General features: G+C 74.9%; 23 protein-coding genes and 1 tRNA gene. 17 read left to right on the forward strand and 7 right to left on the reverse strand.

Going from position 1 to position 25,741, the window contains the following annotated elements:
- The first annotated feature begins 76 nt into the window (after positions 1-76).
- The 3 genes from Q4D18_RS00970 (at position 77) to Q4D18_RS00980 (ending at position 2,378) form a co-directional block, all read left to right on the forward strand.
- Positions 77-781, forward strand: a complete 705-nt coding sequence (locus Q4D18_RS00970) for a type 1 glutamine amidotransferase domain-containing protein (RefSeq protein WP_303124899.1) — start codon at positions 77-79, stop codon at positions 779-781.
- Between the two features lie 83 nt (positions 782-864).
- Entirely contained in the window at positions 865-1,365 is a 501-nt protein-coding gene (locus Q4D18_RS00975) for a DUF456 domain-containing protein (protein WP_303124901.1), read from the forward strand.
- A 131-nt stretch (positions 1,366-1,496) separates the two neighbouring features.
- The gene (locus Q4D18_RS00980; RefSeq protein WP_303124903.1) at positions 1,497-2,378 is read left to right on the forward strand and encodes a hypothetical protein; all 882 of its coding nucleotides are present in this window, start codon (positions 1,497-1,499) and stop codon (positions 2,376-2,378) included.
- On the opposite strand, the gene Q4D18_RS00985 is transcribed toward Q4D18_RS00980, so the two are convergent.
- The gene (locus Q4D18_RS00985; protein ID WP_303124905.1) at positions 2,345-3,085 is read right to left on the reverse strand and encodes a FadR/GntR family transcriptional regulator; all 741 of its coding nucleotides are present in this window, start codon (positions 3,083-3,085) and stop codon (positions 2,345-2,347) included. The two genes, Q4D18_RS00980 and Q4D18_RS00985, sit on opposite strands and share 34 nt — an antisense overlap.
- Before the next feature lie 71 nt (positions 3,086-3,156).
- On the reverse strand, positions 3,157-4,818 hold the full coding sequence (locus tag Q4D18_RS00990) for an L-lactate permease (RefSeq protein ID WP_303124907.1): 1,662 nt from the start codon (positions 4,816-4,818) through the stop codon (positions 3,157-3,159).
- A gap of 248 nt (positions 4,819-5,066) precedes the next feature.
- Between Q4D18_RS00990 and Q4D18_RS00995 the strand changes: the two genes are divergently transcribed.
- The 7 genes from Q4D18_RS00995 to Q4D18_RS01025 all read left to right on the forward strand — a co-directional run bounded on the left by Q4D18_RS00995 (position 5,067) and on the right by Q4D18_RS01025 (position 11,206).
- A complete protein-coding gene (locus Q4D18_RS00995; protein WP_303124908.1) occupies positions 5,067-5,924 on the forward strand; it encodes a (Fe-S)-binding protein in 858 nt (285 codons plus the stop codon).
- Positions 5,921-7,534 carry a LutB/LldF family L-lactate oxidation iron-sulfur protein gene (locus tag Q4D18_RS01000; protein WP_303124911.1) on the forward strand — a complete coding sequence of 538 codons (1,614 nt, stop codon included), beginning with the start codon at positions 5,921-5,923 and terminating at the stop codon, positions 7,532-7,534. Before Q4D18_RS00995 ends, Q4D18_RS01000 begins: the two co-directional genes overlap by 4 nt.
- Positions 7,531-8,253 (forward strand): LUD domain-containing protein, encoded by a 723-nt coding sequence (locus tag Q4D18_RS01005; RefSeq protein ID WP_303124913.1) that lies wholly within the window; start codon positions 7,531-7,533, stop codon positions 8,251-8,253. The genes Q4D18_RS01000 and Q4D18_RS01005 overlap by 4 nt, the downstream gene beginning before the upstream one ends.
- A gap of 8 nt (positions 8,254-8,261) precedes the next feature.
- The gene (locus Q4D18_RS01010) at positions 8,262-8,666 is read left to right on the forward strand and encodes a VanZ family protein (protein WP_303124915.1); all 405 of its coding nucleotides are present in this window, start codon (positions 8,262-8,264) and stop codon (positions 8,664-8,666) included.
- A 32-nt stretch (positions 8,667-8,698) separates the two neighbouring features.
- A tRNA-Ala gene (locus Q4D18_RS01015) sits at positions 8,699-8,771 on the forward strand.
- A gap of 222 nt (positions 8,772-8,993) precedes the next feature.
- The gene (locus tag Q4D18_RS01020; protein WP_303124917.1) at positions 8,994-10,079 is read left to right on the forward strand and encodes a glycosyltransferase; all 1,086 of its coding nucleotides are present in this window, start codon (positions 8,994-8,996) and stop codon (positions 10,077-10,079) included.
- Positions 10,076-11,206: a glycosyl transferase gene (locus Q4D18_RS01025; protein WP_303124919.1), complete on the forward strand. Its 1,131-nt coding sequence runs from the start codon at positions 10,076-10,078 to the stop codon at positions 11,204-11,206. Before Q4D18_RS01020 ends, Q4D18_RS01025 begins: the two co-directional genes overlap by 4 nt.
- A gap of 37 nt (positions 11,207-11,243) precedes the next feature.
- On the opposite strand, the gene Q4D18_RS01030 is transcribed toward Q4D18_RS01025, so the two are convergent.
- The gene (locus Q4D18_RS01030; RefSeq protein ID WP_303124921.1) at positions 11,244-13,277 is read right to left on the reverse strand and encodes a galactosyltransferase-related protein; all 2,034 of its coding nucleotides are present in this window, start codon (positions 13,275-13,277) and stop codon (positions 11,244-11,246) included.
- Positions 13,278-13,515: 238 nt separating this feature from the next.
- Here Q4D18_RS01030 and Q4D18_RS01035 point away from each other — a divergent pair, with 238 nt between their 5' ends.
- Positions 13,516-14,613: a hypothetical protein gene (locus Q4D18_RS01035; protein ID WP_303124923.1), complete on the forward strand. Its 1,098-nt coding sequence runs from the start codon at positions 13,516-13,518 to the stop codon at positions 14,611-14,613.
- Entirely contained in the window at positions 14,610-16,058 is a 1,449-nt protein-coding gene (locus tag Q4D18_RS01040) for a glycosyltransferase family 2 protein (RefSeq protein WP_303124924.1), read from the forward strand. Before Q4D18_RS01035 ends, Q4D18_RS01040 begins: the two co-directional genes overlap by 4 nt.
- A gap of 36 nt (positions 16,059-16,094) precedes the next feature.
- On the opposite strand, the gene ald is transcribed toward Q4D18_RS01040, so the two are convergent.
- A complete protein-coding gene (ald, locus tag Q4D18_RS01045) occupies positions 16,095-17,228 on the reverse strand; it encodes an alanine dehydrogenase (RefSeq protein WP_303124925.1) in 1,134 nt (377 codons plus the stop codon).
- Positions 17,229-17,343: 115 nt separating this feature from the next.
- On the opposite strand from ald, the gene Q4D18_RS01050 reads away from it, so the two are divergent.
- The 4 genes from Q4D18_RS01050 to Q4D18_RS01065 all read left to right on the forward strand — a co-directional run bounded on the left by Q4D18_RS01050 (position 17,344) and on the right by Q4D18_RS01065 (position 20,717).
- A complete protein-coding gene (locus Q4D18_RS01050; protein WP_303124926.1) occupies positions 17,344-17,817 on the forward strand; it encodes an Lrp/AsnC family transcriptional regulator in 474 nt (157 codons plus the stop codon).
- 62 nt (positions 17,818-17,879) lie between these two features.
- Positions 17,880-19,058: a WcbI family polysaccharide biosynthesis putative acetyltransferase gene (locus Q4D18_RS01055; RefSeq protein WP_303124927.1), complete on the forward strand. Its 1,179-nt coding sequence runs from the start codon at positions 17,880-17,882 to the stop codon at positions 19,056-19,058.
- Between the two features lie 128 nt (positions 19,059-19,186).
- The gene (locus tag Q4D18_RS01060; protein ID WP_303124929.1) at positions 19,187-19,471 is read left to right on the forward strand and encodes a DUF6480 family protein; all 285 of its coding nucleotides are present in this window, start codon (positions 19,187-19,189) and stop codon (positions 19,469-19,471) included.
- A gap of 64 nt (positions 19,472-19,535) precedes the next feature.
- Positions 19,536-20,717 (forward strand): FAD-dependent oxidoreductase, encoded by a 1,182-nt coding sequence (locus Q4D18_RS01065; RefSeq protein ID WP_303124931.1) that lies wholly within the window; start codon positions 19,536-19,538, stop codon positions 20,715-20,717.
- A 292-nt stretch (positions 20,718-21,009) separates the two neighbouring features.
- Here the strand turns inward: Q4D18_RS01065 and Q4D18_RS01070 are convergent, their stop codons facing one another.
- Entirely contained in the window at positions 21,010-21,210 is a 201-nt protein-coding gene (locus Q4D18_RS01070) for a helix-turn-helix domain-containing protein (RefSeq protein ID WP_303124933.1), read from the reverse strand.
- Positions 21,211-21,401: 191 nt separating this feature from the next.
- A complete protein-coding gene (locus Q4D18_RS01075; RefSeq protein WP_303124935.1) occupies positions 21,402-22,964 on the reverse strand; it encodes an alkaline phosphatase in 1,563 nt (520 codons plus the stop codon).
- Between the two features lie 163 nt (positions 22,965-23,127).
- Between Q4D18_RS01075 and Q4D18_RS01080 the strand changes: the two genes are divergently transcribed.
- A complete protein-coding gene (locus Q4D18_RS01080; RefSeq protein WP_303124937.1) occupies positions 23,128-23,712 on the forward strand; it encodes a hypothetical protein in 585 nt (194 codons plus the stop codon).
- Between the two features lie 160 nt (positions 23,713-23,872).
- On the opposite strand, the gene Q4D18_RS01085 is transcribed toward Q4D18_RS01080, so the two are convergent.
- Positions 23,873-25,657, reverse strand: coding sequence for an RNA-binding domain-containing protein (locus Q4D18_RS01085; RefSeq protein WP_303124939.1), 1,785 nt, complete (start codon positions 25,655-25,657; stop codon positions 23,873-23,875).
- Positions 25,658-25,741: the final 84 nt, after the last annotated feature.

Genomic DNA, 25,741 nt, shown 5'->3' on the forward strand with positions numbered 1-25,741 from the left:
CTCCTACGGTGGACGGCACCCGCGCGACCGCACCGGCCCCGCGGAGGACATCCCCGACGTCGAGAGGACCATCCCCATGCCTTCCGTGCTGTTCGTGCTCACCGGAGCCCGCCACTGGACCCTGCAGGACGGGAGCGAACACCCCACCGGCTTCTGGGCCGAGGAGCTCGTGGCCCCGTACGACCGCTTCGAGCAGGCCGGCTGGGACATCGCCGTCGCCACGCCGGGCGCCGTCGTGCCCGTGGTGGACGAGGGCAGCCTCGGTGAGATGGGCGGCTCCGAGGAGGAGACCGCCGCGCTGCGCGCCCGCCTCGAGGAGCTCGCCCCCGTGCTTTCCGCCCCGCAGGACCTGCACGAGGTGGACGGCCAGGCCTACGACGTCGTCTTCTATCCCGGCGGCCACGGCCCCATGGAGGACCTCGCCGTGGACGCCGGCTCCGGTGCCCTCCTGCGCGAGCGCGTGGCTGAGGGGAGGCCGGTCGCCCTGCTGTGCCACGCCCCGGCGGCGGCACTCGCGGCCGAGCTCGACGACGACGCCGGCCCCGGCCCCTTCCACGGCCGCCGCATGACGGGCTTCTCCAACGTCGAGGAGCAGCAGGCGGGCCTGGCCGACAAGGCCCCGTGGCTGCTGGAGGACCGCCTCAAGGAGATCGGCGCCGAGTACGAGAAGGCCGCCGAGCCGTGGGCCTCCCACGTGGTGATGGACGGCCCGGTCTACACCGGCCAGAACCCGGCGTCCTCGGCGGCGCTGGCCGAGCGCCTCCTGGCCGACCTGGGCTGACCGGCCCGCCCGCGACGCCGCCGCTCCCTCCGCGCCGCCGCGCCCCACCCGAGGGACGCGGCGGCGTCGCCCATACTGGGACCGTGACCCTCGCCGTGCTCGTGTCCGTCCTCGCCGTCCTGCTGCTGATCGTCGGCCTGGTCGGCACCGTCTACCCGATCCTGCCCGGTTCGACCCTCAACGCGGTCGTCTCCGTGGCGTGGGCATGGATCCTCGGCTCCACCGCCTCCTGGACGTTCGGCCTCGTGGCCGCCGGCCTGTCGATCGCCGGCGTGAGCGCCTCCGCGGCCCTGACCGGTCGGCGCCTCGTGCGGGAGCGCGTCCCCCGCGGCCCGATCCTGGCCGGCGTCGCCGGCGCGGTGATCGGCTTCTTCGTCGTGCCGGTCGTGGGCCTGTTCCTCGGCTTCGCGGTCGGCCTGTTCCTCGCCGAGTGGCGCCGCCGCAAGGACGCCCGCGCGGCGCTGGCCTCCTCGTGGGGCGCGCTCAAGGCCATGGGCCTGGGCATGCTCGTGGAGTTCGTGTGCGCCATGGTGGCCCTGGCCTCGGTGGGCACCGGCATCCTGGTGCACTTCGCCACGGCCTGACCCGGGAGGACGGCGACGCCGGCCCGCGACGTTCACCGGCCCGTCACCCCGGCGTGGGTGACCCGCACGCCCACTCCGGCCAGGCTGGAGCCGGGACCGCCCCCACGCGGCCGTCCCGGAAGCGAGGCGTCATGCTCCCGTCCCCCGCCCCCCACCGCCGCGGCACGACCTCGGCCCTGCTCCTGAGCGCCGCCCTCCTGCTGCTGGGCGGGCTGGCCCTCGTGATGGGCGGGACGGTCCGCTGGCTCGGGTGCCTCACCCCCGACCTCTGGGCCGTGGCATGCCCCATGCACGACGACGCGTTCGACGAGGTGCCCGGCATCGACCTCCCGGTGGCGGCCGGCTACGCGCTCGTCGGCGCGGCGGCGCTGCCCGCGACGCTCGGGCTGCGGCCAGGTCCGGGCGCCCGCGGCCGGTGGGCGCTGCCCGCGCTCGGCCTCCTCACGCTCCTGGTGCACGTGGCCTTCGCTGTGGGGACGCTCGAGCCGGGGGAGCCGGGGAAGCCGGGAGAGCCGGCGTCGGCGCTCGGGCAGGCGAGCTCCCTTCTCGTTCTGCTGGTGCCCGTGCTGAGCGTCACCGGCGCGGCATTGGTGGCCCTCGGCCAGGACGACACCCCCGGCCGCCCGACCGCCCGGTGGACCGGGGGGGACCTTGGCCGCCGCAGCTCGCGCCTCCCACCGGTAGAGCCGGCGGGCACTGCCGGCGACGCTCGCCGGCGTCACCGCGCTACTGGCCGCCGGCGGCTGGGCCGCGGCGGGGGCGATCCTCTGGCGGGACTGCCTCGAGCCCGGATCCTCCACGACCGGGTGCGCCCCCGCCGCCGCGGCCGCGGTCCTGACCGCGGGTGCCGGGGCCGTCCTGGCCTCAGGGCGGGGACCGTCGTGCTCGCGGAGTCGGCCTTCGCCCTGGTCCTCGCCCTCCTCGGGATGGTCCTGGCCTGTCGGGCCGGTGTCAGCGGCGTGCACGGCTCCCGCGGATCTCAGTCCGCGAGATCACCCGTCGCGAGTGCGTAGAAGCCCAGGATGTGCTCGCGCAGAGAGGCGGCGGCCAGCTCGCCGTCGCGCGCATCGACCGCCGCGAGGATGCCGCGGTGCTCGTCCTGCAGCCGTCGGCGCACGGCGTCCCAGTCGGCCAGGGCAGCCACAGACTCCTGGACGTAGCCGACGACGGCCTGCCTCAGCGACGCCATGATGGTCTCGGTGACGACGTTGCCGCTCAGGGCGGCGAGGGTGATGTGGAACTGGGCGTCGAGCTCATGGAAGACGTCTCGTGGCAGGGCGGGGTCGTCCATGCGTTCCAGCAGGGTGGCCGCCTGGGCCATGGCGGCCCGTCGGGGGTCGTCGCCGAGCTCAGCGTCGCCGTGCCGACGCGCGGCGAGGCGGGCCGCCTCGGTCTCGAGGAGCACACGGGTGGCGACGATGTCCGAGACCGGCAGGGCCTGCGTGGCCACGTGCATCCGCAGCGCCCATCCGAGGGCGGCCGAGGGCTCGGAGACCACCACGGCACCGGCGGTGGGGCCGGAGCCGGTGCCCGAGCGGACGAGCCCCATCGCGTCCAGGATGCGGGTGGCCTCCCGCACGGAGGCCCGGGAGATGCCGAAGCGTTCCGCCAGGGCACGCTCGCCGGGCAGCTTGTCGCCCACCCGCACCCGGCCGCCGCGCAGCTCGTCCTCGAGCCAGTCGAGGATCACGGTGTGGGCGCGCGGGGCTGTGTCGGGCACGGGTGTCTCCTCCGAGACGGATGGCGGCGTGGACTGCCCATCCTAGGCCTCCGCCTCGGAGGAGCCGTGCGTCACGGGGCGGCCGGCAGCATCCAGGACAGGACCGTGGACTGCAGGTAGACGATCACGCACACGAGCAGCAGCAGGCCCACGGACCAGCCGACCACCCGGCGCAGGATCTCGCTCTCCCGGCCCTCCAGGGAGACCGCGGTCGCGGCGATGGCCAGGGACTGCGGGGAGATCATCTTGCCCACCACGCCGCCGGAGGTGTTCGCGGCCACGAGCAGGGCCGGATCGGCGCCGATGTTGTGGGCGGCGGTCTGCTGGAGCTTGGCGAACAGGGCGTTCGCGGAGGTGTCCGAGCCGGTGACGGCCGTGCCGAGCCATCCCAGCACCGGGGAGAGGAACACGAAGGCCGTGCCCAGGCCGGCCACCCACGTGCCCATGGCGATGGTCTGGCCCGAGAAGTTCATCACGTAGGCCAGGGACAGCACGGTCATGATGGTCAGGGCGGACCAGCGCATGCGCCAGAAGCTGCGGCCGATCTCGGCCACCGCGTCCCCCACGCCCAGCCGGTAGCGGCCGCCGTCGTCGAACACGGAGTAGACCACGGTCATCACCAGGCCGGCGAACAGCAGCAGGGTGCCGGGGGAGGCGAGCCACTCGGCCTTGTACACGGTGTTGGCGATCGGGGCTCCGGCGGTGTCGGCCAGACGGCCGTCCAGGCCCGGCCAGGGCGTCTTCGTGGTGGCGGAGGACAGAGCGGCCGTGATCGGCGGGACCAGCTTGGCCAGGCCGAAGACGGTCACCACGACGATGTAGGGCAGCAGGGCCATCCACACGCGGACGGGGGTGAGGGTGGAGGCGGCCGGGGCGTCGGTGACACCCAGCCGGGCGCGCGCCTCGGCCGCGCCCTTGGGCCGCCAGAAGCGCAGCATGACGACGGCCGTGCCCATGGAGACCAGGGCTGCGACCACGTCGGTGAGCTCGTAGGAGAAGTAGGTGGAGGCGAACCAGATGGACAGGGCGAAGGCGGTGCCGATGACCAGCAGGGCCGGCCAGGTCTGACGGATGCCGCGGGCACCGTCGATGATCAGCACGAGCAGGAACGGGACGAGGACGGCCACGAACGGGGCCTGGTGGCCGACGATCGCGCCGATGTGCTCGGCGGGGATGCCCGTGAGGGTGCCCGCGGTGGTGATCGGGATGCCGACGGCGCCGAACGCCACGGGCGCGGTGTTGGCCAGCAGCACGGCCGTGGCCGCGCGCAGCGGCGGGATGCCGAGCGCCAGGATCATCGTCGCCGTGATCGCCACGGGCGCGCCGAACCCGGCGAGCGCCTCGAGCAGGCCGCCGAAGCAGAAGGCGATGAGCACCGCCTGGATGCGGATGTCCCCGCCGCCGATCGAGTCGAAGATGGCCCGCATGTCCTCGAACCGCCCGGACAGCACCGTCACCTGGTAGAACCACAGCGCCATCACCACGATCCACACGATCGGGAAGAGCCCGAAGGCGGCGCCCTGGGCGGCGGACAGCAGGGCGAGCCCGGCGGGCATGCCGAAGCCGAGCACGGCCACGCCGAGGGCGACCGCCAGGGCGGCCAGGCCGGACTGCCACGCCTTGAGCTTGAGGAGCATGAGGGTGATGAAGAACGTCAGCAGGGGCAGGGCCCCCAGCGCGGCGGACAGCCCGAGGCTGCCGGCTGCGTCGGGGAGGGCGGTGTAGGTCTGCACGGATCCTCCGGGAGGGTCGGCGGCGGGTGCCGGTGCGGGGCGGTGTCGTTCCGGCTCGGGCTCGCCCGGGCCGGCATGTGGTCAGTCCACAGTGGTCAGACCACGCAGAGTACTGTGAGGTCGGTCACTGCGCAAGGGGGCGCGGGGGTGGCTCCGGCGGAGCTCCGTCACGACGCGGGCTGTGACGGCCGCCACGCGCCTGGTATGGTCTGACCACACCCCACCCCGCCGTCCCCCGAGGAGGACCCATGCGGATCGCCCTGTTCGCCACGTGCATCGTGGACGCGATGCACCCCCGGGTGGCCCTGGCCACCGTGGAGGTCCTGGAGCGCCTTGGCCACGAGGTGGTCTTCCCCTCGGGGCAGGCCTGCTGCTCGCAGATGCACGTCAACTCCGGCTACCTCAACGACGCGGTCCCCGTGGTCCGCAACCATGTGAAGACCTTCATGGCGGCCGACTACGACGTCGCCGTCGCCCCCTCCGGCTCCTGCGTCGCCTCGCTGGGGCACCAGCAGCCGATGGTCGCCCGCCGTGCGGGAGACGAGGCCCTGGCCCGGGACGCCGAGACCGTGGCCGGCCGCACCCACGAGCTCTCCCAGCTGCTCACCGACGTGCTCGGCGTGACCGACGCCGCGGCCCAGCTGGGCTCCTGGTTCCCGCACACCGTCACGTACCACCCCTCCTGCCACGGCATGCGCCTGCTCCGCCTGGGCGACCGGCAGCGGGACCTCGTGCGCACCATCGGGGGGATCGACTACCGCGAACTGCCCGACGCCGAGGAGTGCTGCGGCTTCGGCGGGACCTTCTCGATGAAGCTCCCCGACGTCTCCGGTGCCATGGCGGACGAGAAGATCGACAACGTCCGCAGGACCGGGGCCGAGGTGCTCACCGGGGGCGACGCCTCATGCCTGCTGCACCTCGGCGGCGCCCTCTCCCGCCGGGGCACGGTGACCGACGAGGGCCGACCGGTGCGGACCGTCCACTTCGCCGAGCTCCTGGCCTCCACCCGGGAACGACCGCTCGACGTGGACGGGCCCGTGGAGCTCAGCATCCCCGGGGGGCGCCGCCGTCCTGCCGCCTGCGCCGCCGAGGAGGCCGCCCGATGACCCGCACCGCCCTGGGGATCCCCACCGTCCGCCCCGTGCACGGCCACGGCGCGATCGTCCTGGACCAGCCGTTCCGGCAGTCCGCGCAGGAGCAGCTGGCCAACGGGCAGATGCGCGCCAACATCCGCCACGCCACCCACACCATCCGGGGCAAGCGCGCCAGAGTGGTCGAGGAGCTGCCCGACTGGCAGGAGCTGCGCCGGGCGGGGTCGGCGCTGAAGCAGCAGGTCATGGCCGACCTGCCCGCCCTGCTCGAGCAGCTCGAGGCCAATGTCACCGCCCGCGGCGGCGTGGTCCACTGGGCGCGGGACGCCTCCGAGGCCAACCGGATCATCACGGAGCTGGTGAAGGCCAAGGGGGTGGACGAGGTCATCAAGGTGAAGTCCATGGCCACCCAGGAGATCGGCCTGGAGGAGGCGCTTAAGGCGGAGGGCGTCGCCGCCGTCGAGACCGACCTCGCCGAGCTCATCGTGCAGCTGGGCCATGACAGGCCGTCCCACATCCTCGTCCCCGCCATCCACAAGAACCGCGAGCAGATCCGCGAGATCTTCGTGCGGGAGATGGCGGAGACGGACGAGACCCTGACCTCCGAGCCCCGCGACCTGGCCGAGGCCGCCCGGCGCCACCTGCGGGAGAAGTTCCTCTCCACCTCCGTGGCGATCTCGGGCGCCAACTTCGGGGTCGCGGAGACCGGCACCCTCGCCGTCGTCGAGTCCGAGGGCAACGGCCGCATGTGCCTGACCCTGCCGGAGACCCTCATCACCGTCATGGGCATCGAGAAGCTGGTGCCGACCTTCCAGGACCTCGAGGTGTTCCTCCAGCTGCTGCCGCGCTCCTCCACGGGCGAGCGCATGAACCCCTACACCTCGATGTGGACCGGGGTCACGGAGGGCGACGGCCCCCAGGAGTTCCACCTGGTCCTCCTGGACAACGGCCGGTCCGCGGTGCTGTCCGACCCGCAGGGCCGCTCCGCACTGCACTGCATCCGGTGCTCGGCGTGCATGAACGTGTGCCCGGTCTACGAGCAGACTGGCGGCCACGCCTACGGCTCCGTCTACCCGGGGCCGATCGGCGCGATCCTCTCGCCCCAGCTGACCGGCGTCGAGGAGGGGGCGAACGGCACCCTGCCGTACGCGTCCTCCCTGTGCGGGGCGTGCTACGACGTCTGCCCGGTGGCCATCGACATCCCCTCGATCCTCGTGCACCTCAGGGACGAGGAGGTCCGGGCCGCGCACGCCGCGAAGCGCGCGGCCGTCCGGGAGGCCGAGGGCGCAGTCGCCAAGGCGAGGGCGGCCGTCCGGGCCACGGTGCCGTCCCAGATGGACCTCATGATGGCGGGCGCGCGGACGGTGATGTCCTCCGGTGCGCGCATGGCCGCCGTCGAGCGCGGCCTGCCCGCCGGCCGCGCGGCCGCGGGGCCGGACCGCATCCTGGGCCGGCTGCCCGGCATCGCGGGCGGGTGGACGGATCAGCGGGACGTCCCCGCCCCGCCCCGGGAGTCCTTCCGGAACTGGTGGAGTCGGAACCGCGGGGCCGACGGGGTGCCCGCCCCGGCCGCCCGATCCGTGGAGTCGGTCGACGTGTCCGAGCGCGAGGAGGAGGACAAGTGAGCGAGGCCAAGGACGTGATCCTGAACAGGGTGCGCGAGGCGCTCCAGGACCGGCCGGTTCCCGAGCCGGTCGCCCGGGGCTACCGACGTGAGTCCCTCCGGGACCGCGAGGCGGTCGTCGAGCAGCTCGTCGATCGGCTGGAGGACTACAAGGCGGCCGTGTTCCGCGAGGACCTGGCCACCGTGGCCGACCGGGTGGACGCCCTCCTCCGGCAGGCCCGCGCGTACGTGGTGCCGCCGGGGCTGGATGAGGCGTGGCTGCCCGGGGACGTCGGCGTGAGCGCGGCGTCGGAGCTCGTGTCCGAGGACGCGGGGGAGTCCCCCCGGGAGGCCGCGCTCCCCGAGCGGGAGGGCCGGTGGAGGATCGTCGAGCCCACGACCGGCGATCGCGGGGCCCTCGAGGTGCGGGTGCTGAACGCCGTCGACGCCGTGGTCACCTCCTCCACCGTGTCCTGCTCGGAGACGGGCACGATCTTCCTCTCCGGCCGGCCGGACGAGGGCCGCCGGGGGATCTCCCTCGTGCCGGACCACCACGTGTGCATCGTGCCGCTGGACACCGTGGTCGAGCTGGTCCCGGAGGCCCTGGCCCGGCTGGATCCCACCGCCGCGATCACCATGATCTCGGGCCCGTCCGCCACCAGCGACATCGAGCTCGAGCGCGTCGAGGGCGTGCACGGACCGCGCCGGCTCGACGTGATCCTCCTGGATCGCGGCCGCTGATCGGACCCGTGCCCCGCCCCCTCACCGCCGTCCTGCTCGCCCTGAGCCTGGTCGCCCACCTGCTGGTCCTCTACCTCCCGGGCGACGACGTGCCGGCACCGGCCTTCGAGGTCCCCGGCCTCGACAAGCTGGTCCACGTGGCCGCGTTCGGCGTGCCCGCCCTGCTGGCGGTCCTGCTGGTCCGCCGGCTGTGGCCGGCGCTCGTGCTCCTGGTCCACGCGCCCGTCAGCGAGGCGCTGCAGGCCGCCCTCGCCCGGGGGCGGTCGGGGGACCCGGCGGACGTGGCGGCCGACGTCGTCGGGGTGGCGCTCGGGACGGGGATCGCCCTGGTCCTGGCGCGCCGACGGCGGACCCGCTCGCCGCACCGCCCCGCGCTGGGGGCATTTGGACCTGGGCGCGGGGAGCGCGTATGATCCTGGGGTGCCGTCGGAGCGATCCGACGCCTGGGGCTATAGCTCAGTTGGTAGAGCGTTTCGTTCGCAATGAAAAGGTCAGGGGTTCAATTCCCCTTAGCTCCACAGCACAGAAGGCCCGGGTGGTTCCGCCCGGGCCTTCGTCGTCCCTCCCGCCCACCGCGGCACGGGTGTCCGGTCTCTTCCCGACCCCCCGCCCCCGGCGTACAGTCGGCGGGTACCGCAGAACGCGGTCGGCCCAGGTCAACCCCTGGGATCCCGCCACCGCGACCGGGCCATCCCTCCGGTCCGGCCTCCGACGCCCGCAGGGGCCGGAAAGGAGTCACCGTGCGCCTCGCCGTCGTCACCCACCCGCTGCATCCCATCCGATCGCCCTACGAGGGCGGTCTCGAGATGCACACGGCCATGACGGTCGAGCACCTCGTCCGCCAGGGCCACGAGGTCACGGTGTACGGGCGCGAGGGCACGGACATGCCCGGCGCTGAGGTCGTGCCGATCCTGCCGGCCGAGGGCGCCGGCCCGGACGAGGCCGGCGAGATCGAGCGGGAGCGGGCGCTCGCGGACGCGTGCGAGCGCATCCTCGTCTCCGGCGCGGACGCCGTCCTCAACAACTCGCTCTCGCCCGCGCCGCTGCAGATGCTCGGCCCGCTGCCGATGCTCACCGTCCTGCACACCCCCGCCACGCTCGCCCCCGTGCTGGCCGTGACCGACGCGCCCGGGTGGCACCCGCCCGTGCACCACCGCTGGGCCTCGGTGTCCATGTCCAACGCGATCGCCTGGCGCCATCGCCTGCCGCGCGTCGAGGTGGTGCCCAACGGGATCGACCTGGACCACTGGGTCTCGGACGAGCGCCCCGTGCCGGGCCGCGCCGTGTGGTCCGGGCGGATCACCCAGGAGAAGGGCCTGCACGTGGCCATCGACGCCGCCCGCGCGGTCGGCATGGAGCTGCACGTGGCCGGGCCCGTGTCCGACCCGGCCTACATGGCGGAGAAGATCCGCCCGCGCCTGGGCGACGACGTCGTCTACCACGGCCACCTCGGGCACGACACGCTGCCGGACCTGCTCGCCACCGGCGAGGTGTTCCTGGCCACCCCGCTGTGGGCCGAGCCGTTCGGGCTGGCCACGGTGGAGGCGATGGCCCTCGGCGTGCCCGTGGCGGCGCTGCTGACCGGGTCCATGGGGGAGATCGTGGCCCCGCAGGCCGGCGACCTCGCCGTGCACCACTCCGCCGAGGCGCTCGCCGAGTCCATCCGCCACGCCCGACGCCGGGACCGCTCCCGCGTGGCCGCGTGGGCCCGCCGGTTCAGCGCGGACACCATGGTGGAGGGCTACCTCGCCCTGATCGAGCAGGCGTGCGAGGACCTCGAGGAGTCGGCCGGGAGCGCCGCCGCGGCACCCGGGACGGCGGCGTGAGCGCGGATCCCCGCCCCACGGTCCTGCACTACGCCCACCAGCACGGCTCGGGGCACGTCCGCCACGCCGCGAACCTGGTGCGGGCCGACGTCGCGGACGTCACCGTGGCCACCGCCCACCCGGACGCCGCGTCGATGCTGCCGCCGGGCGCGGACACCGTGGCCCTGCCCCCGGACCTGGTGGGGGGGCACGTCCAGCCGGCCCGCTCGCCCCTGCACTGGTCGCCGGTGGGCCCCGCGATCCGCGAGCGCTTCGCCGTCCTGCACGACGCCGCCCGCCGCGTCCGCCCCGACGTGTGCGTGGTGGACGTGTCCGTGGAGGCGGCGCTGTTCCTGCGCCTGGCCGGCTTCCCGGTGGCGCACCGGCGCATGCACGGGGACCGCACGGACGCCGCGCACCGGCTGGTGTACGCGGAGGCGGACGCGCTGTTCGCCCACTACCGCGAGCCCCTCGAGGATCCGGCGTGGCAGGCGGAGTTCGGTGGGCGCACCGTGCACCTGGGCGTCCCGGACGTGGACGGCCGGCTCGGCCGGGCCGCGCGGCCCGCGCAGGAGGGCGTGGGCCTGCACGCGGACGGGACGGCGTCCTCGGGTGCCGCCCCGCGCGTGGTGGCCGTCACCGGCACCGGCGGGGGAGGGGTGGCCGTCGCGGACCTGGCCCGTGCCGCCCGGCAGACGCCCGGTGCCGACTGGCACGTGATCGGCCCGGTGCGGGACGCTCCGGATCCCGACGCCGGCGGGGGCCCCGCGCTCCCGGCGAACCTCACGCTGCACGGATGGACCGACGACGTCGCCGCGGCCCTCGTCGGCGCCGACGCGGTGGTGGTCTCGGCCGGGCACAACGCCGCGGTGGACGCCGCCCGGTGCGGGCGGCCCGTGGTGCTGGCCCCGGAGGCCCGGCCGTTCGCCGAGCAGCTTCGGTTCGCCGAGGCCGTGGAGCGGGCCGCGGGCGTGCCGTGGTGCGCGTGGGAGGATCCGGCGGCGGACTGGGCCGGCGCACTTGGCCGGGCCCTGGGCGAGCCCGCCGCCGCGGACCGGATGGCCGCGGCGCTGCTCACCCCGCCGGCGGAGTACGCCCGCGCATGGCGGCGCGTGCTCGAGACCGCCGCCGCGGCCGAGCGGCGCTGACCGGGCCGGTCCTCGCCGTGCGGCCGGCCGCCGGGGCTCAGTAGGCGGCGTCCGCCACGCGGGCGGCGGCCACCTCGTCCTCGGTGGGCTCGCGCAGCAGCTCGAGCTCGTCCCCGGCCGGGGACCAGCGGATCAGGCCCCGCTCGGCGAACGCGCCGAGCCAGCCCTCCATGGGCCACACCCCGTGCAGCTCGCGGAAGCGCCGGGCGTTCACCACGATGTCCGCCACGTGGTGCAGCGGCGGTCGGTGCACGCCGTGGTGCTGATGGAAGGCCTCGGCGGGGCTCATGCGCAGCTGCAGGCCGGCGTCGCGGGCGCGGAAGGCCAGGTCCGTGTCCTCGGCGCCGTACCCGGAGAAGCCCTCGTCGAACCCGCCGATCCGCGCCAGGTCCGCCCGGCCCACGGCCATCACCAGGGTCCACACCAGATGCCACTCGTCCGAGGGGCCGGGGCGCAGGTGCGCGCGGCCGGCGTGCAGCACGGAGCGGGTGCGCAGGTCCCCGTCCGTGGGGGCGCGGCCGGGCAGCTCAGGGTCCGCGGCCACGCCCGCGGCGGCGAGGGAGTCCAGCCAGTCCGGGGACAGGTAGCGGGGGGTGCCCATCACGAGCGCGCCGGGGTGCGCGGCGACCTCCGCGGTCAGGATCCCGACGGCGTCGGCGGCCGGGATGCAGTCCACGTCCAGGAACACGAGGACGTCCCCCGTGGCCAGGCGGGCGGCCTCGTTGCGGGCCGCGGCCAGCGGCAGGCCGTGCCCGGCGGGCACGTGGCCCACCGTGACGGGCAGGTCCGTGGCGGGGACGTCGCCCTCGGGCTGGCCCATGAACACCACCACCACCTGGTCCGGGCGGCGGAAGGAGCGCTCGAGGCCCCGCAGCACGCGCGCCAGGTGGGCGTCTCGGTTCCCGGTGATGACCAGCGCGGACACCGTGGCGGCGCAGCCCCGGTGACGGGCGAGGGCGGTGCGGTAGGCGGCCACGTGCGCGGCGGCTACCCGGCGGCGCTGCGCGGCCCGGTAGGCGGCGGGCGCCGAGCGCAGCCCCACCCGCGCCGCCACGAGCCCGGACAGGGCCGCGGCCAGGGAGGAGGGCTCGGCCGGGTCGAACACCGCCAGCACGTCCGTCCGGCGCCACGCGCGCGCCTGGTCCGCGATGTGCCCCACGTCCGCCACGGCCACCGGCACGCCGAGGTCCCGGCACATCTCCACCCAGCCCGAGTGGGTGCCGATCCGGTACGGCAGCACGGAGACGTCCGCGGCACGCAGCGTCTCGTGCAGCTGCTCGTCGGTCAGCCGGGGGTGGCGCCACAGCGTGAAGCCGTGCTCGGCCGCGCCGGCCTCGAGGGCCTCCAGCGCGGCCGCGTCCCGGACGCCGTCCTGGACGTCGATCACGATCTCCACGTCCGTCCCCGCCCCCTCCAGCTCCTTGACGGCGGCCGCGAGCACCGGCAGCAGGCCCACCGGGTCCACCTGCGCGCGCAGGTCCTTGGCGTGCACCAGGATCCGGGCCGGACGGTCGACGCCGGGCACCGGCTCCGGCGCGCGGGCGGGCTCGCCCTCGGCGCCGGCGTCGGCGGCTGCGTCGCCGTCGACGTTGAGGACGGCGATGCGCTCCAGCGGCACGATGTGCGGGTGCGGCACCACGAGGGCGCGGACGCCGTAGTCGCGGGCCACGGCCTCGCCCGCGCCGGGGGTGAGGGTGAAGACCGCGTCCGCGTGCTCCAGCAGCACCCGCAGCCGTTCCCGGTGCGGATCCTGGTCGGTCAGGTGCGGGTTCTCCAGGTCGTGCACCGTCACCGCCACGGCGCCGCCGTGCGCGTGCTGGGCCTCGAGCGCCTCGGCCAGCTCGGCGGCCGTGAAGTGCTCGAACCCGAAGTGCACGTGCAGCACGTCCGGGCGGTGCTCCCGCAGCCAGTCCGCCGTCAGGGCCTGCGGCGGCCACCACTGGTGCGCGGGCGCGCCGGGCACGGGCGGGTCGGGCCAGAAGACGACGTCGCCGGCCGCCTGCTCCTCGAGGGGCCGGACCGAGCGCGGGTACGGGTGTCCCGCGGGGACGTGCTGGACGGTGATGCTCACTGGCGGTGCGGGCCTCTCGGGAGGGGACGGGGCGGGGTGGTCGGGGCGGGGGCCGGCGCGGGCCGGCGCGGCCCGTCCGGACAGGATCGCACGGACCCGGCCCCGGGCGGGCCGGTCCGGCTCCGTGGCCCGCCGACGCGCGGGTACGGGCCGCGGAGGTCTAGGCTGACAGGGAATGTCGCGCAGCACGAGGCCATGCCCGCGCCGCGCACCGGAGGCGAGGGAAGGACGGGCCGGCATGCCGCCACTCGAGCAGGGACGGGTGCTCTACCTGAGCGTCGGGCCGCAGGGCCACGGGGTGGTCCGACACGGCCGGCAGACGGCGCAGGCGCTGGAGGCCGTCGGCCTCGAGGTGGAGACGCTCCACGCCGAGGACGTCACCGCGTTCGTCAGCCTCGCCCCCGCCCTGCAGCGGGCGTGCGACGAGGGCCGGGCCATGCACCTGGACGTCACGGACGCCCTGTTCGGCCCCACCCCCGCCGCCGCCGCGGACGCGCTCACCCGGACGCTGCCGGACTGCGCCACCGTCACCCTGCACGACGTCCCCCAGCCGGCCGAGGGCCAGGCCCGCTTCGAGGCCCGCGCCGAGGCCTACGCGCGGCTCGCGCGGGAGGTGGCCGGCGTCGTCGTCTCCTCCGAGCACGAGCGCGCCCTGCTGCGGGACATCGTGGACGTGCCCGCCCACGTGGTGCCGCTGCCCGTGGAGGACCGCCGCACCGACGGCCCCGACACCTCCGAGCCCCTCCCGGAGGCCTACGCCGGGATCGAGGACGACGTGGTGATCTTCGGTCACCTCTACCCCGGCAAGGGCCACGCCGAGGCCATCGACGCCCTCGCCGAGCTGGACCGCCAGTGGGGCCCCGGCGCGGGCCACCCGCGGCGCGTCACCGCGCTCGGGCCCGTGGCGGCGCGCCACGAGGACCTCGTGGTGGAGCTGACCGAGCGCGCCCGCGCCGCCGACCTGGACTTCCGCGTCACGGGGTTCGTCCCGGACGAGCTCATCGACCGGCTGCTGTGCGCCGCCGGCGTCCCCCTGGCCGCGCACCACAACGTCTCCGCCTCCGGCTCGCTGGCCTCCTGGATGTCCGTGGGCCGCCGGCCGATCGTCCCCGCCGGCCGCTACAACGAGGAGATGGCGCGCCTGCGCCCCGGCACCCTGCGCATCACCCCCGTGGGCGGCTCCGGGATCGGCTTCGCCCTCGCCGAGGCGATCGCCGAGGCCCGCGAGCTGCCCGCCCGGACATGGCAAGCCCCCGGCACCAGCCTCGAGCCCGGCCCCGCCGAGTGCGCGTGGCTCCTGGCCCGCGCCCTCGGCGAGGTCCACGGGTGGCGGTGAGCGGGACCGGTCCCGACGCGGGACGGACCGGGGAGGGGCCCGTCCCCGGGGCCGCCGGGGTCGCCGCCGAGGCCTCCGAGGTGTCCGTGGTGGTGCCCTACTACCGGGCCCAGACGGACCTCGACCGGCTCGTGGCCGCGCTCGCCGCGCAGGACCACCCCGCCTCCCGCCTGCAGCTGGTGGTGGCCGACGACGGCTCGCCCGAGCCCCCCGTCCTTCCCGCAGACCTGCCGTTCGATGCCGTGGTGGTGCGCCACGAGGACCGCGGGTTCCGCGCCGCCGCCGCCCGCGCCCTCGGCGTGCGCGCCGCGGAGGGGCGGGTGCTGGCGTTCCTCGACGGGGACATGCTCCCCGAGCCCGGCTACCTGAGCGCCGCGTGCGCCGCGCCCGCGGCGAGCGGGGACGCGGTGGTGGTGGGCCGGCGTCGTCATCTGCGGCCCGAGAGGGTGGCCGCGGGCTGGCGGCCCGGCGAGCCCGTGCCGGAGGCCGACCTGCTCGAGGAGCCGGCCTGGCTGCGCGAGGCCTACGCGGCCTCAGGGGACCTGGCGGTGACGGACGCGACCTCCTACCGGTTCGTGATCTCCGCGGTGCTCACCGTGGCGCGCGAGGTCTACGAGGACGCCGGCGGGTTCGACCCGGCGTTCGTGGGCTACGGCGGGGAGGACTGGGAGCTGGCGCACCGGCTCTGGCGCGTGGGCGGGACGTTCCGCCACGAGCCGGCCGCCGTGGCCTGGCAGGCCGGGGAGGACTTCGGCGGCCGCGAGGACCCGGCCGCCGCGCGCGCCGTGAAGCAGCGCGAGGCCCTCGTGCTCGCCTCCCGCATCACCGCGCCGACGGCCCGCGGTCACAGCCTGGCCCTGGTCGGCCCGCAGCGGGCGGCGGTGCGCGTGCGGGCGGAGGGTGCGCCGGAGGAGGGCCGAGAGGCGGCGGCGGTGGTCGGCGTGGACGCCGCGCTGCAGGCGTTCCCCGGCGCCCGCGTGACCGTGACCGGGCTGGCCTCCGACGCCGCTCGGGCCGCGCTCGCCGACCCGCGGGTGACGGTGGTCGAGGGGGATGGTGCGGGCGACGACGTCCTGCCCGACCCGCCGGCGCGCGGGGACCTCGCCGGCGTGCGCGCCGTGCCCGACTGGGACGTGGACGTGCGTGTGCCCCTGCGCCCGGCCGGCCGCGGCGAGCGCCCCGATCCGACCCGCGCTGCGGACTGGCTGCTGCGGATCGAGCGGGCCGGGGTGAAACGGGTCGAGGTGCTCGGCGCGCCCGACGACGGCGCGGGAGACGACGGCGCCCGTCCCGTCCTGGCGACGCTCACCTCCTCCCGCGCCCGCTGGCGGGGTCGGCGCGGCGGCGGGCCGGGCCGCGTGTGGCGCGTGCCGGCGTCGCGCCTGGGGTGGGCCCCGGTGCCCGCAGACGTGGACCTCGAGGCCTGGTGGGGCGGTTGGGCCTGACGCCGCCCGGCCGTCCGGGCGGCCGCGAAGCCGTCGTCAGCCGGCGAGGACCTCGTCCACTCCGCGCACGGTGACGTCCTCGAGCTCGCCGCGCAGCGCCTCGGCCACGGCCGGCTGGGTCAGGACGCCCTCGTGCGTGGACAGGCCGCGGGCAAACCCGGGGTCGGCGGCCAGGGCCTCGCGCCAGCCGCGGTCGGCCAGGCGCAGCAGGTAGGGGAGCGTGGCGTTGGTGAGCGCCGCCGTCGAGGTCTGCGGGACGGCGCCGGGCATGTTGGTGACGCAGTAGTACACCTGCTCGCCGTCCATGAAGGTCGGCTCCTGGTGCGAGGTGGGCTTCGAGCCCCCGAAGCAGCCGCCCTGGTCGATCGCGATGTCCACGAGCACCGAGCCCGGCCGCATGGCCTGGGCCATCTCCCGCGTCACGAGCTTCGGGGCCGCCGCGCCCGGGATCAGCACGGAGCCGATCACGAGGTCCGCGTCCGCGATCTGCTCGGTCAGGGTCAGCGCGTTGGAGGCGAGCGTGTCGATGCGTCCCTGGTGCACGGCGTCGATCTGCGCGAGCCGCTCCAGGTCCACGTCCAGCACGGTCACCCGCGCGCCCATGCCCGCGGCCACCACGGCCGCGTTCTCGCCCGCCACGCCGCCGCCGACGACGACGACCTTCGCCTTGCGCGTGCCCGGCACCCCGCCGAGGAGCACGCCGGAGCCGTCCGGGGAGGCCAGCTGCTGGGCGCCGGCCAGCGGCGCGAGGCGCCCGGCCACGCGGGACATCGGGGCCAGCAGGGGCAGGCCGCGGCCGCCGGGGGCGGTGACGGTCTCATAGGCGATCGCGGTGGTGCCGGCGGCCAGCAGGGCGGACGTGAGCTCGGGCTCGGCGGCGAGGTGGAGGTAGGTGAACAGCAGCTGGTCGCCGCGCAGGCGGGTCAGCTCCTCGCCCACCGGCTCCTTGACCTTCACCACGGTCTCGGCGCGCTCCCAGAGCGCGTCCGGGCCGTCGACGAGCTCGGCGCCCGCGGCGCGGTAGGCCTCGTCCGGCACGCCGGAGCCGAGGCCGGCGCCGGACTGGACCAGCACCCGGTGGCCGCGGCCGGTGAGCTCGGTGACGCCAGCGGCGGTCAGGCCGACACGGCGCTCGTTGTTCTTGATCTCTGTGGGGACTCCAATGAGCATGGCCCGGAATCTACGGTTCCTGACGGCATCCCGGCGGATCATCCGCAGGATCTTCGGTGAGAGAGGGCAAACTGGACGTGATCGTCGGAACACACGTCACAGAACGGACCCCCGGATGAAGCATCTTCACTCATGGGACGCCACCGACCGGCGGCTCGTCCGGCTGCTGGCCGCCGACGCCCGCCGGACGAACGCCTCCCTGGCCGAGGAGCTGGGCATCGCCCCGTCCACGTGCCTGGCCCGGCTGCGGGCGCTGCGGGAGGCCGGGGCCATCCAGCGCTTCACGGTGGAGGTGGACCCGGCCGTGCTCGGCCGCGGGCTCGTGGCCCTGATCTCGGTGCGGATCCGGCCCGGCGCCCGGGACCGGATGGCCGAGCTGTTCGAGCGCATGCAGGCCATGCCCGGCGTCCTGCAGGTGTTCTTCCTGGGCGGCGAGGAGGACTTCCTCCTGCACGTGGCGGTGGCGGACACCGCGGAGGTCTCCCGATTCGTCCTGGAGAACCTCTCGGCGGACCCGGCGGTGGCCTCGACCCGCACCTCCCTGGTGTTCCGGCACGAGCACGGCACCCAGCCCTGGCGCGTCGCCTGACCGCGCCCCGGCGAGGCCGCGCACCGGTGACCGGCCGGCGTCGTCCGTGGTGGGATGGGGCCATGACCGAGCGCACCACCCTGCCGCCCGATGACGTCGACCAGACCGCCCCGCCCACCGGCACCGCAGCTCGCCACGAGGAGGACGCGCGCCCGCAGGGCGAGGGCGTCCCCGCCCCGGCCGACGGCGCCGCCCCCGCGCCCGAGGAGGGCACCGGTCCCGCGCGCGGCGCGGCCGAGCGGGCCCCCTCGGAGGCCCGGGACGCGGACGAGGGCCGTCGTCGGCACTACGGGCACTTCTACGGCCTCGAGCCGCTGCCGGAGGGCGACATCCTCACGGTGATGGGCGGCTGCCAGGCCGAGGCCACGCGCCGCCTGCTGTGCGGCGAGCCCGGCCAGGCGGAGGGCGGCACGCCCGCCTCGGTGCGCGTGCCCCCGATGTTCGAGCTCGGCCCGGACGACCTCCCGCACCTGCTGGCCCTCCTCGAGCGGACCACCGTGCTGGTGGTCAAGCCCGTCCGCGACGACTACCAGGGGCTGCCCCTGGGCATCGACCAGCTCGAGTCCCTCATCCCGGCCGGCGCCCGCTCGATCCGCGTGCCCGTCCTCTACGACACCTCCCGCTTCCCGTGGCAGGTGACCCTGCGCCACCCGCAGCGCCCCTGGGAGGACCCGCCCGTAGTGCCGTACCACGACCTGCGCACCGTGGCCGAGGCCGCCGCCGAGCAGGGCCTCATCCCGTGGCCGGCCGCGCTGCGCCGCCCGGGCAAGGGCGACGACGACGGCGCCCCCCGCCTGCCGCTGTCGCCGGAGGCGATCCGCGGGTTCGCGGAGGAGTCCGTGCAGCGGCTGCGCGAGCGCGAGGAGCGCTTCGGCACGGTGGTGGTCTCCGATGCGGTGGCGGCCGAGCGCGGCGCGGGCTTCCACTCGGCGAACCACCCGGACAACCCGCTGCTCGAGCAGCTGGCCCGTGCGGTGCTGGCCGAGCTCGGCGTGGACAAGGAGGTCCGCGCGCCGGACCGGCTGCTGCTGGGCCACGTGCTCTCCCCGATCGAGGGCCAGATCGTGGATGCGCTGGGCCTGGACGTCGAGCCCCGGGACCACTGGCTGGTCGGCGGCGAGCCCGTCTCCGACGCGGATGTGCGCCAGGCCCACCTCGGCTGGTTCCGCGAGAACCCCGAGGCCCTGGCCCCCGGCCTCGAGCGCCACGGCGAGCTCATGGGGCGGCTCGGCCTGCTCTGACCTGCGGAGGAGCGCGCCCCCGGGATGTTCCCGGGGGCCGGCACCCCCTAGTGTCTGCACCACGACTCGGCGCACTGGCCGAGCACCCGCCCCGGCCGTGCGTCGGGTCAGAACCGAAGGAGCCCCTCATGGCCGCCACGCCGAACGACCCCACCCGCCCCGCCCGCCCGGGCGACGTGCCCTCCGGGGACACCGACCCGCAGGACCTCTCCGCCGCCTCGCGCGAGAGCACCGGCGCCGCGATCGACGGCGACACCCCGCCCGCCGAGGGCACCGGCGTCGGCCCCACGAACAACGCCATGGACCGCGAGCAGCCGGGCGAGCGCTCGCTGGGCAAGATCGTGATCGGCGTCCTCGTGGGCCTGGTGGCCCTGTTCGTGCTGCTGTTCATCCTGGGCCGCTTCATCTTCTGAGCCGCCTCGGCGGCCCGCCCCGTCCCACCCGCGCCCGCCGCCCCCACGTCCCAGGGAGGACCCCGTGACCGAGCAGTACGACATCCTGATCGTCGGCGGCGGCAACGCCGGCATCTCCCTGGCCGCGAAGCTCGCTCGCGACGGCGCGGGGCGGATCGGCGTCGCGGACGGCACGCAGCTGCACCGCTACCGGCCGATGCTGAACTACGCCGCCGGTGGGCAGGCGGACATGGCGGCGTTCGAGCGGCCCATGCGCGCCGTCATCCCCGAGGGCGTGGAGTGGATCCCGGACCACGTGGTCGCCGTCGACCCGGAGGAGCGCACCGCCGTGACCTTCACGGGGCTGAGCGTGGGCTTCCGCCACCTGGTGCTCTGCCCGGGGCTGTATCCGTGGTGGGGTGCAATCGACGGGCTGCGCGAAGCCTACGGCGCGGGCTGGGCGGCGAGCGCGCACGTGCCCGAGTACGTGGACTCCGCCCGGAAGCTGCTGGCGGGCGTGACCGCGGGGGACCGCGTGGTGGCGAACGTGCCGGCCGAGCCGTCGTCGTGCGGTGGCACCGTGCTCAAGGCGCTGTTCCTGGCGTGCGCGGCGTGGGAGAAGGCGGGGATCCTCGGTGACGTGGACGTCCACCTGGTGACCCCGTACGCCCGGATCCTGGACCGGCACACCATCGACGACGCCCTCGCCGAGGCCGCCGCGGCGTACGGGATCCACGTGCATGCCGGCGCCGAGGTGAACGCCGTGGACCACGCGGCCCGCGAGGTGGTGCTGAGCACCGGCGAGCGGATCGACGACGTGGCCGCCGCGTACATCACGCCCGTGGTGCGCGCGCCCGAGTTCATCACCGAGGCGGGCCTGGAGGACGGCGGGGCGGCGGGCCTGGTCGCCGTGGACCCGGAGACGATGCGCCACCGGCTGTACCCGCACGTGTGGGCCCTCGGCGACGCCGCCGCGCTGGACACCCGCCCCTCCGGCGGCGCGCTGCGGCGGCAGGTGAAGGTGCTGGCGCAGAACATCCAGGCCGCCGACGCCGGGAAGCCGTTGCAGACGTACGACGGCTACACCGTGATCCCCGTGATGGTCGGCCGCGACGAGCTGGTCCTGGACGAGCACGTCCGCGACGGCTCTGAGGACCGCTCGATCCCCGGCGTGGACGTCACGAAGCCGCGGAAGAGCACGGCGGCCTTCGACCGCTTCGGCCAGCCGAGGATCTACTGGCAGCGGCTCCTCAAGGGCAAGGTCTGAGCGAGGCTGCGTTTTCGCTCGCGTAGAACGGGGGCGAGGGGCGTTTTCGCTGACGCAGCACGCGCGTCCCCGTCGTTTTCGCTGACGCAAAACGCGAGCTGGGAGCGTTTCCGCTCGCAGGGCGGGCACCGCTGGAAGCCGACGACGGCGTCGCCCCGGTGTCCGGGCAGGTAGGCGAAGGTGACCTCGCCCGCGGGGGAGCGGGTCAGGGTGGCCACGTGCGTGCCCGCCTTGTGCACGTCCGCGGCGGTGGCGCGCTTGAGCTCCGGCAGCGCGGGCAGGTCCGCGGCGCTCACCCGGTGACCTCCAGCCGCAGGCCGAGCACCGTGGCGACGGCGATGACCGCCCCGAGACTGGGGCTGCTGGAGCCCTTCTCGAGGTCCCGCACGGTGCGGTCGGACAGACCGGCCAGGTCAGCGACCTCCTGCTGGGTCAGCCCGAGTCGGCGGCGAGCGGCCCGCAGGGCGGGGCCGATGTCAGAGGTGGCGGTCATGGGCGGAAGGATCCTTCTGGTGCTGTCCCCGGGGGTGTCGGGCAGGCGCCAGTGTGCCAACATCGGACCCAGAACGGAAGCAATCTTCCGAGACATCGCCATCGGCTCGCACGGTCGGGCCGCCCATGCGGAAGGCAGAACAATCCTTCCGCTCGCTGTCTCTGCCCCCGCTGACGACGACGCCGGCCGGCTCAGGCGATCCGGTGCAGGCGGTGCTCGCCGTCGCCGACGCCGAACACGGCCCGCGTGCGCACCGACGAGCCGAGCTCGCTGACGTAGTCGAGGACCTGGAACCGCGCCTCGAGCAGCTCCGGCGTCAGGTCCACGCTGAGATAGCCGCGCAGGTCGTTGTTGAACTTGATGTGCGGATTCCAGGCGAGGGCAGGGGTCGAGGAGTCCGAGCCGTCGCCGCCCGAGGTGATGGACGTGGTGATCAGCTCCACGCCCACGGGGGCCGAGGAGAGGTCGTTGAAGTCCCGCTTGATGTCCGAGGCGAAGGCCTCGTGGATGTCACCGGTCAGGACCACCGGATTGCGCACGCCCGCCTGCACCCAGGCGTCCACCACGCGCTCGCGGGAGGCCACGTAGCCGTCCCAGGTGTCCATGTCCCCCCAGAGCAGGGGGCCCGCGGTGCGGTCGTACTGCACGAACGGCACCTGCTGGGTCACCAGGTCCCACCGCGCGGTGGAGGTCTGGAACCCCTCTTGGAGCCACGCCTCCTGCGCGGCGCCGGTGATGCTGCGCCGCGGGTCGCGCGCGTCGGCGTCGACCACCTTGATCAGGTCCAGGTTGGCCTGGTCCGAGCGGTACTGGCGGGTGTCCAGGAGGTGGAAGGTGGCGAGGTCGCCCCACTGGATGCGGCGGTAGAGCTGCATGTCGATCCCGCGGGGCATGGAGCTCACGCGCAGCGGCATGTTCTCGTAGTACGCGCGGAACGCGGCGGCGCGGCGGGCCAGGAAGTCCCGGTCCCAGATCTCCGGGGTCTCGTCCGCCCAGTTGTTCTCCACCTCATGGTCGTCCCAGATCACCAGCCACGGGGCGGCCGCGTGGGCGTCCTGCAGGTGCGGATCGGTCTTGTACTGGGCCATGCGGGCGCGGTACTGCGCCAGGGTGCGGGACTCGCCGTTCTTGTGAGCGCGCGGCACCCCGGAGGAGACCGGGTACCCGTACGGCATGAGCTCGTAGTAGTAGTCGCCCAGGTGGACCATGAGGTCCGGCCGCTCGGCGGCCATGTGCCCGTAGGCCGTGAAGTAGCCGTGCTCCCAGTTGGCGCACGAGGCCACGGTCATCCGCAGCCGGTCCGCGTGCGCCCCGAAGGCCGGCGCGGTCACCGCCCGCCCGACGCGCGAGACGTGCCCCAGCGCGCGGAACCGGTAGAAGTACTCGCGGCCGGGCTTGAGGCCGGTGAGCGTGACGTGCACGGCGTGGCCCTGCTCGGGGCCTGTCGTCACGACGCCGGAGCGCACCACTCGCGTGAAGCGCTCGTCCTCGGCCACCTGGTACTCGACGTCGGTGGCGCGCTGGCCCATGCCGCCCAGGCCGTCGAGGTCCAGGGGCGAGACCGCCAGGCGCGTCCAGACGACGAACCCGTCCGGCCACGGGTCGCCGGAGGCCACGCCCAGGGTGAACGGGTCCGGCACGCCCGCGGCGCGCGCCGGAGTGCCCAGCAGGGCGGCGGAGGCGACGACGAGCGATCCGGTGGTGAGGACCGTGCGGCGGGACGTGTGTGTGGGGGAGGGGGGATGCGAGCTCACGAGAGACGAGGGTCCCAGGCGCGGGTATCGGGATGGTGACGGGCCGGTATGGCGCGGGAGAAGACGTGGGGTCAGGGGTGGGCACTGTCCGGCCCGGCGGCGGGGCGCGGATGATCCCGGTGTCCGTCTGGACAGCACTGTGAACCCGGGGTGGGATGGGCCCATGACGACGCTCCCCGCCTCCGCGCCCTCCCTCGCCCCCACCACCGCACCCGGCACCGCGCCGGCCGCTCGCGACGACGCCGCACGCGCCCTCGACATGCCGCCTCGGGAGTTCGTGGAGTGGTTGGAGCAGGAGGCCTCGGCGTCCGACCTGTGGTGGCAGCTCAAGGAGCGCGGTGAGCTGGGGGAGTGGCACCAGCTGGACGGGGTGGGGCGGATCGCGGACCTGGTGCACCGCGCCGTCGACCCGCGGGACCACCTCACCCTCGAGGACGACGATCCCGTGACCCGCTACGCGCAGGCCCTCCAGCTCGGCGGCGGGCTGTTCCTCGTGGAGATCGCCCGGCGATTCGAGGACGTGGGGGCCTACAACTGGCGCATCGGGCGGGGCCGGGCCGGCGAAGACGCCGAGAACGCGCCCGACGGCCTGGTGACGGGCGTGCAGGAGCTGACGGCCGCCGAGACCATCGAGGTGCTCACCAGCTGGGCCCAGGGCCACGGGCTGCCCCTGGGGTACGGGGCGTCCCTGCACGTGTACGGCACCATGCCGCACCCGGGGGAGGCCGGGGAGGCGCCCGGCGTCTGAGGCGTCAGGGGAGGGGCGGCAGAGGGTGCGCACCCACGCAGGAGGACGGCAGGACGCCCATCGCGCGGTGCGAGGACGTCGAGACGTACCGGACCGTGGAGGACATCAAAGGGCATTCGAGGCGTGGGCACTGCAGCGCGGAGGTCGGCTCGGGCTGAGCTCAGCGCTCATGTGCCGATGACTCCGGCGCCGTGGCATAGGTGGTCCCGCGGGCCCCTTGCCGGCCGTTCATCCGCACGTGGTCCTGCTCGATCAGCTTCTTCAGGGCGTAGCTGACCTGGCGTGGGCTGAGGCCGGTGGTCTCGGTGAGGGCCGCAGCGCTTCGGGGGCCGTCTTCGAGGGCGCGGAGAAGGAGCTCCCCGTTTCGGGCCGCAGCGGTCGGGCGGCGGGCTGTGGAGGGGCGAGTGGTGGCGACGTCGTCGTCCGTGTCTTCGAGGATGTCGACGATGGTGGGCATGCGTCGTCGAGGCGTGGACCCGCCGGCGGCGCGCGAGAGGCTGTAGCGCGTGCTGCGCCGTTCCCCGTCCGTCTCGGCGAGGCCGGCCTGGACCAGCCCGCGGAGGGCTTCGCGGGCCTTCACCGAGTCCAGTCCGAACTCGTCTCGGACGTCTTGGTTGGTCCAGACCCGGCCGTGCCGCATGCCGACGGCGAGAGACCGCTGGACCGGGCTGAGGACCCCGTCTCCGGTGATGCTCCGCACCCAGGCGAGATCCTCCTCGGAGAGGAGGCTTTCGCGGGGGACGTCGGCAACGAAGCGGACTTCTGTCGCGTGCAGTTCAGGTGGTCGCATGCCGCTCTCCAGCAACGCGGTGCGGGCGGCGGCGATCCCACCGCCTTCCCCCTCGATCACGCGGCTGCCGTCCGGCGTGCTGATCATCTGGCAGAGGTCATAGAGGTGTTCATTGACCGCTGACTTCCCCGCCGGGCGGCCCAGCTCTCGCAGGGAGATGCCCCACAGGCCACCGGGGCTCTCGATGTGCAGCCGCCGGTGGTCGAGGTGGAGGAAGACGCCGCGACTGGAGGTGTGATCCGACAGGTCCCGGTGGACCAGGGCATTGGCCACGAGCTCGCGAACGGCGACGGCCGGCAGCTCCGTCCGGTCCTCCAGATGACCGTCGGGGCGTTCGCGTACGGTGCTGCGGACATTGCGCATCACCCACTCCATGGCATCGGTGAGCAGGGAGGGGATCGGCCCGTCGAACTCCTGGCGGTCGGCGTTGCGATGGCCCGGCACGGCGCTGTGTCGGACGGCCGTGATGGTCAGGTGGGGGAAGAACGTCTGGGGGTAGTAGCCGAGGGCGTAGAGGCCCGCTTTGGTCAGAGCGGTTCCGTCCGGGGCGAGGACTCGCCGGGCGCGCAGGATTCCGACGTCGTCCAACGCTGCGAGGCGGCGCGAGGTCCGGCGGACACGTCTCATGAACTGATCGAGCAGGTCAGGATCGAGGTCGGCGGCGGTGGTCCCTGGGACGGGAGCGAGGTCCGCGCGGGGGCGTTCCCGACGGGCGAGGATCTGCTGCACCTCGGCTTCGGAGAGCGGATAGTCGCCGTCGTCGAACCGGGAGTACGCCGGTCCGCTCCGCCCGACGTGAGCAGGCTTCTGAGAGGACGGCAGGGGATGGACGTCGACGACGATGACGGGGCGGCCGTCCACGGTGAGGTCGAGGATGTCGACGTGCACCTCTGGAACGAGCCCCTTGCGGGCCCAGTTCGCCACCTTCTGACGCACCTCTGCGGCCGGGACCCCGAGGCTGGGAGCGAAGCCGGAGGCCTCGTCCAGCCCGAAGACGATGGAGCCCCCGGCGGGCATGTTGGCGAACGCGGACAGGGTCTCCCTGACGTCGGGAACGCCGTCGGCGGCACGCTTCACCTCGATCTCCCAGAGGTCGGTGCCTTCGGCGCGCATGCGGTTGACGGCGGCGTCGAGGCCGTCCTGATCCACGATCATGGACAAATTGTAGAAGAGGAGTTGTCCATGTGGAGAAGAGGAGTGGAAGGGGAGGTCGGAACGGCCGCCTCCCTCGCCTCGCCC

The sequence above is a fragment of the Micrococcus sp. genome (assembly GCF_030523875.1).
Taxonomy (GTDB): Bacteria; Actinomycetota; Actinomycetes; order Actinomycetales; family Micrococcaceae; genus Micrococcus.

Bases quoted from the DNA above. Each gene is read 5' to 3' on its own strand.
- Q4D18_RS01070 (WP_303124933.1), bottom strand. From the start codon at position 21,210: ATGACCGCCACCTCTGACATCGGCCCCGCCCTGCGGGCCGCTCGCCGC.
- Q4D18_RS00995 (WP_303124908.1), top strand. From the start codon at position 5,067: ATGCGGATCGCCCTGTTCGCCACGTGCATCGTGGACGCGATGCACCCC.
- Q4D18_RS00980 (WP_303124903.1), top strand. From the start codon at position 1,497: ATGCTCCCGTCCCCCGCCCCCCACCGCCGCGGCACGACCTCGGCCCTG.
- Q4D18_RS00970 (WP_303124899.1), top strand. From the start codon at position 77: ATGCCTTCCGTGCTGTTCGTGCTCACCGGAGCCCGCCACTGGACCCTG.
- Q4D18_RS01060 (WP_303124929.1), top strand. From the start codon at position 19,187: ATGGCCGCCACGCCGAACGACCCCACCCGCCCCGCCCGCCCGGGCGAC.
- Q4D18_RS01055 (WP_303124927.1), top strand. From the start codon at position 17,880: ATGACCGAGCGCACCACCCTGCCGCCCGATGACGTCGACCAGACCGCC.
- Q4D18_RS01000 (WP_303124911.1), top strand. From the start codon at position 5,921: ATGACCCGCACCGCCCTGGGGATCCCCACCGTCCGCCCCGTGCACGGC.
- Q4D18_RS01050 (WP_303124926.1), top strand. From the start codon at position 17,344: ATGAAGCATCTTCACTCATGGGACGCCACCGACCGGCGGCTCGTCCGG.
- Q4D18_RS01035 (WP_303124923.1), top strand. From the start codon at position 13,516: ATGCCGCCACTCGAGCAGGGACGGGTGCTCTACCTGAGCGTCGGGCCG.
- Q4D18_RS01085 (WP_303124939.1), bottom strand. From the start codon at position 25,657: ATGATCGTGGATCAGGACGGCCTCGACGCCGCCGTCAACCGCATGCGC.
- Q4D18_RS01080 (WP_303124937.1), top strand. From the start codon at position 23,128: ATGACGACGCTCCCCGCCTCCGCGCCCTCCCTCGCCCCCACCACCGCA.
- ald (WP_303124925.1), bottom strand. From the start codon at position 17,228: ATGCTCATTGGAGTCCCCACAGAGATCAAGAACAACGAGCGCCGTGTC.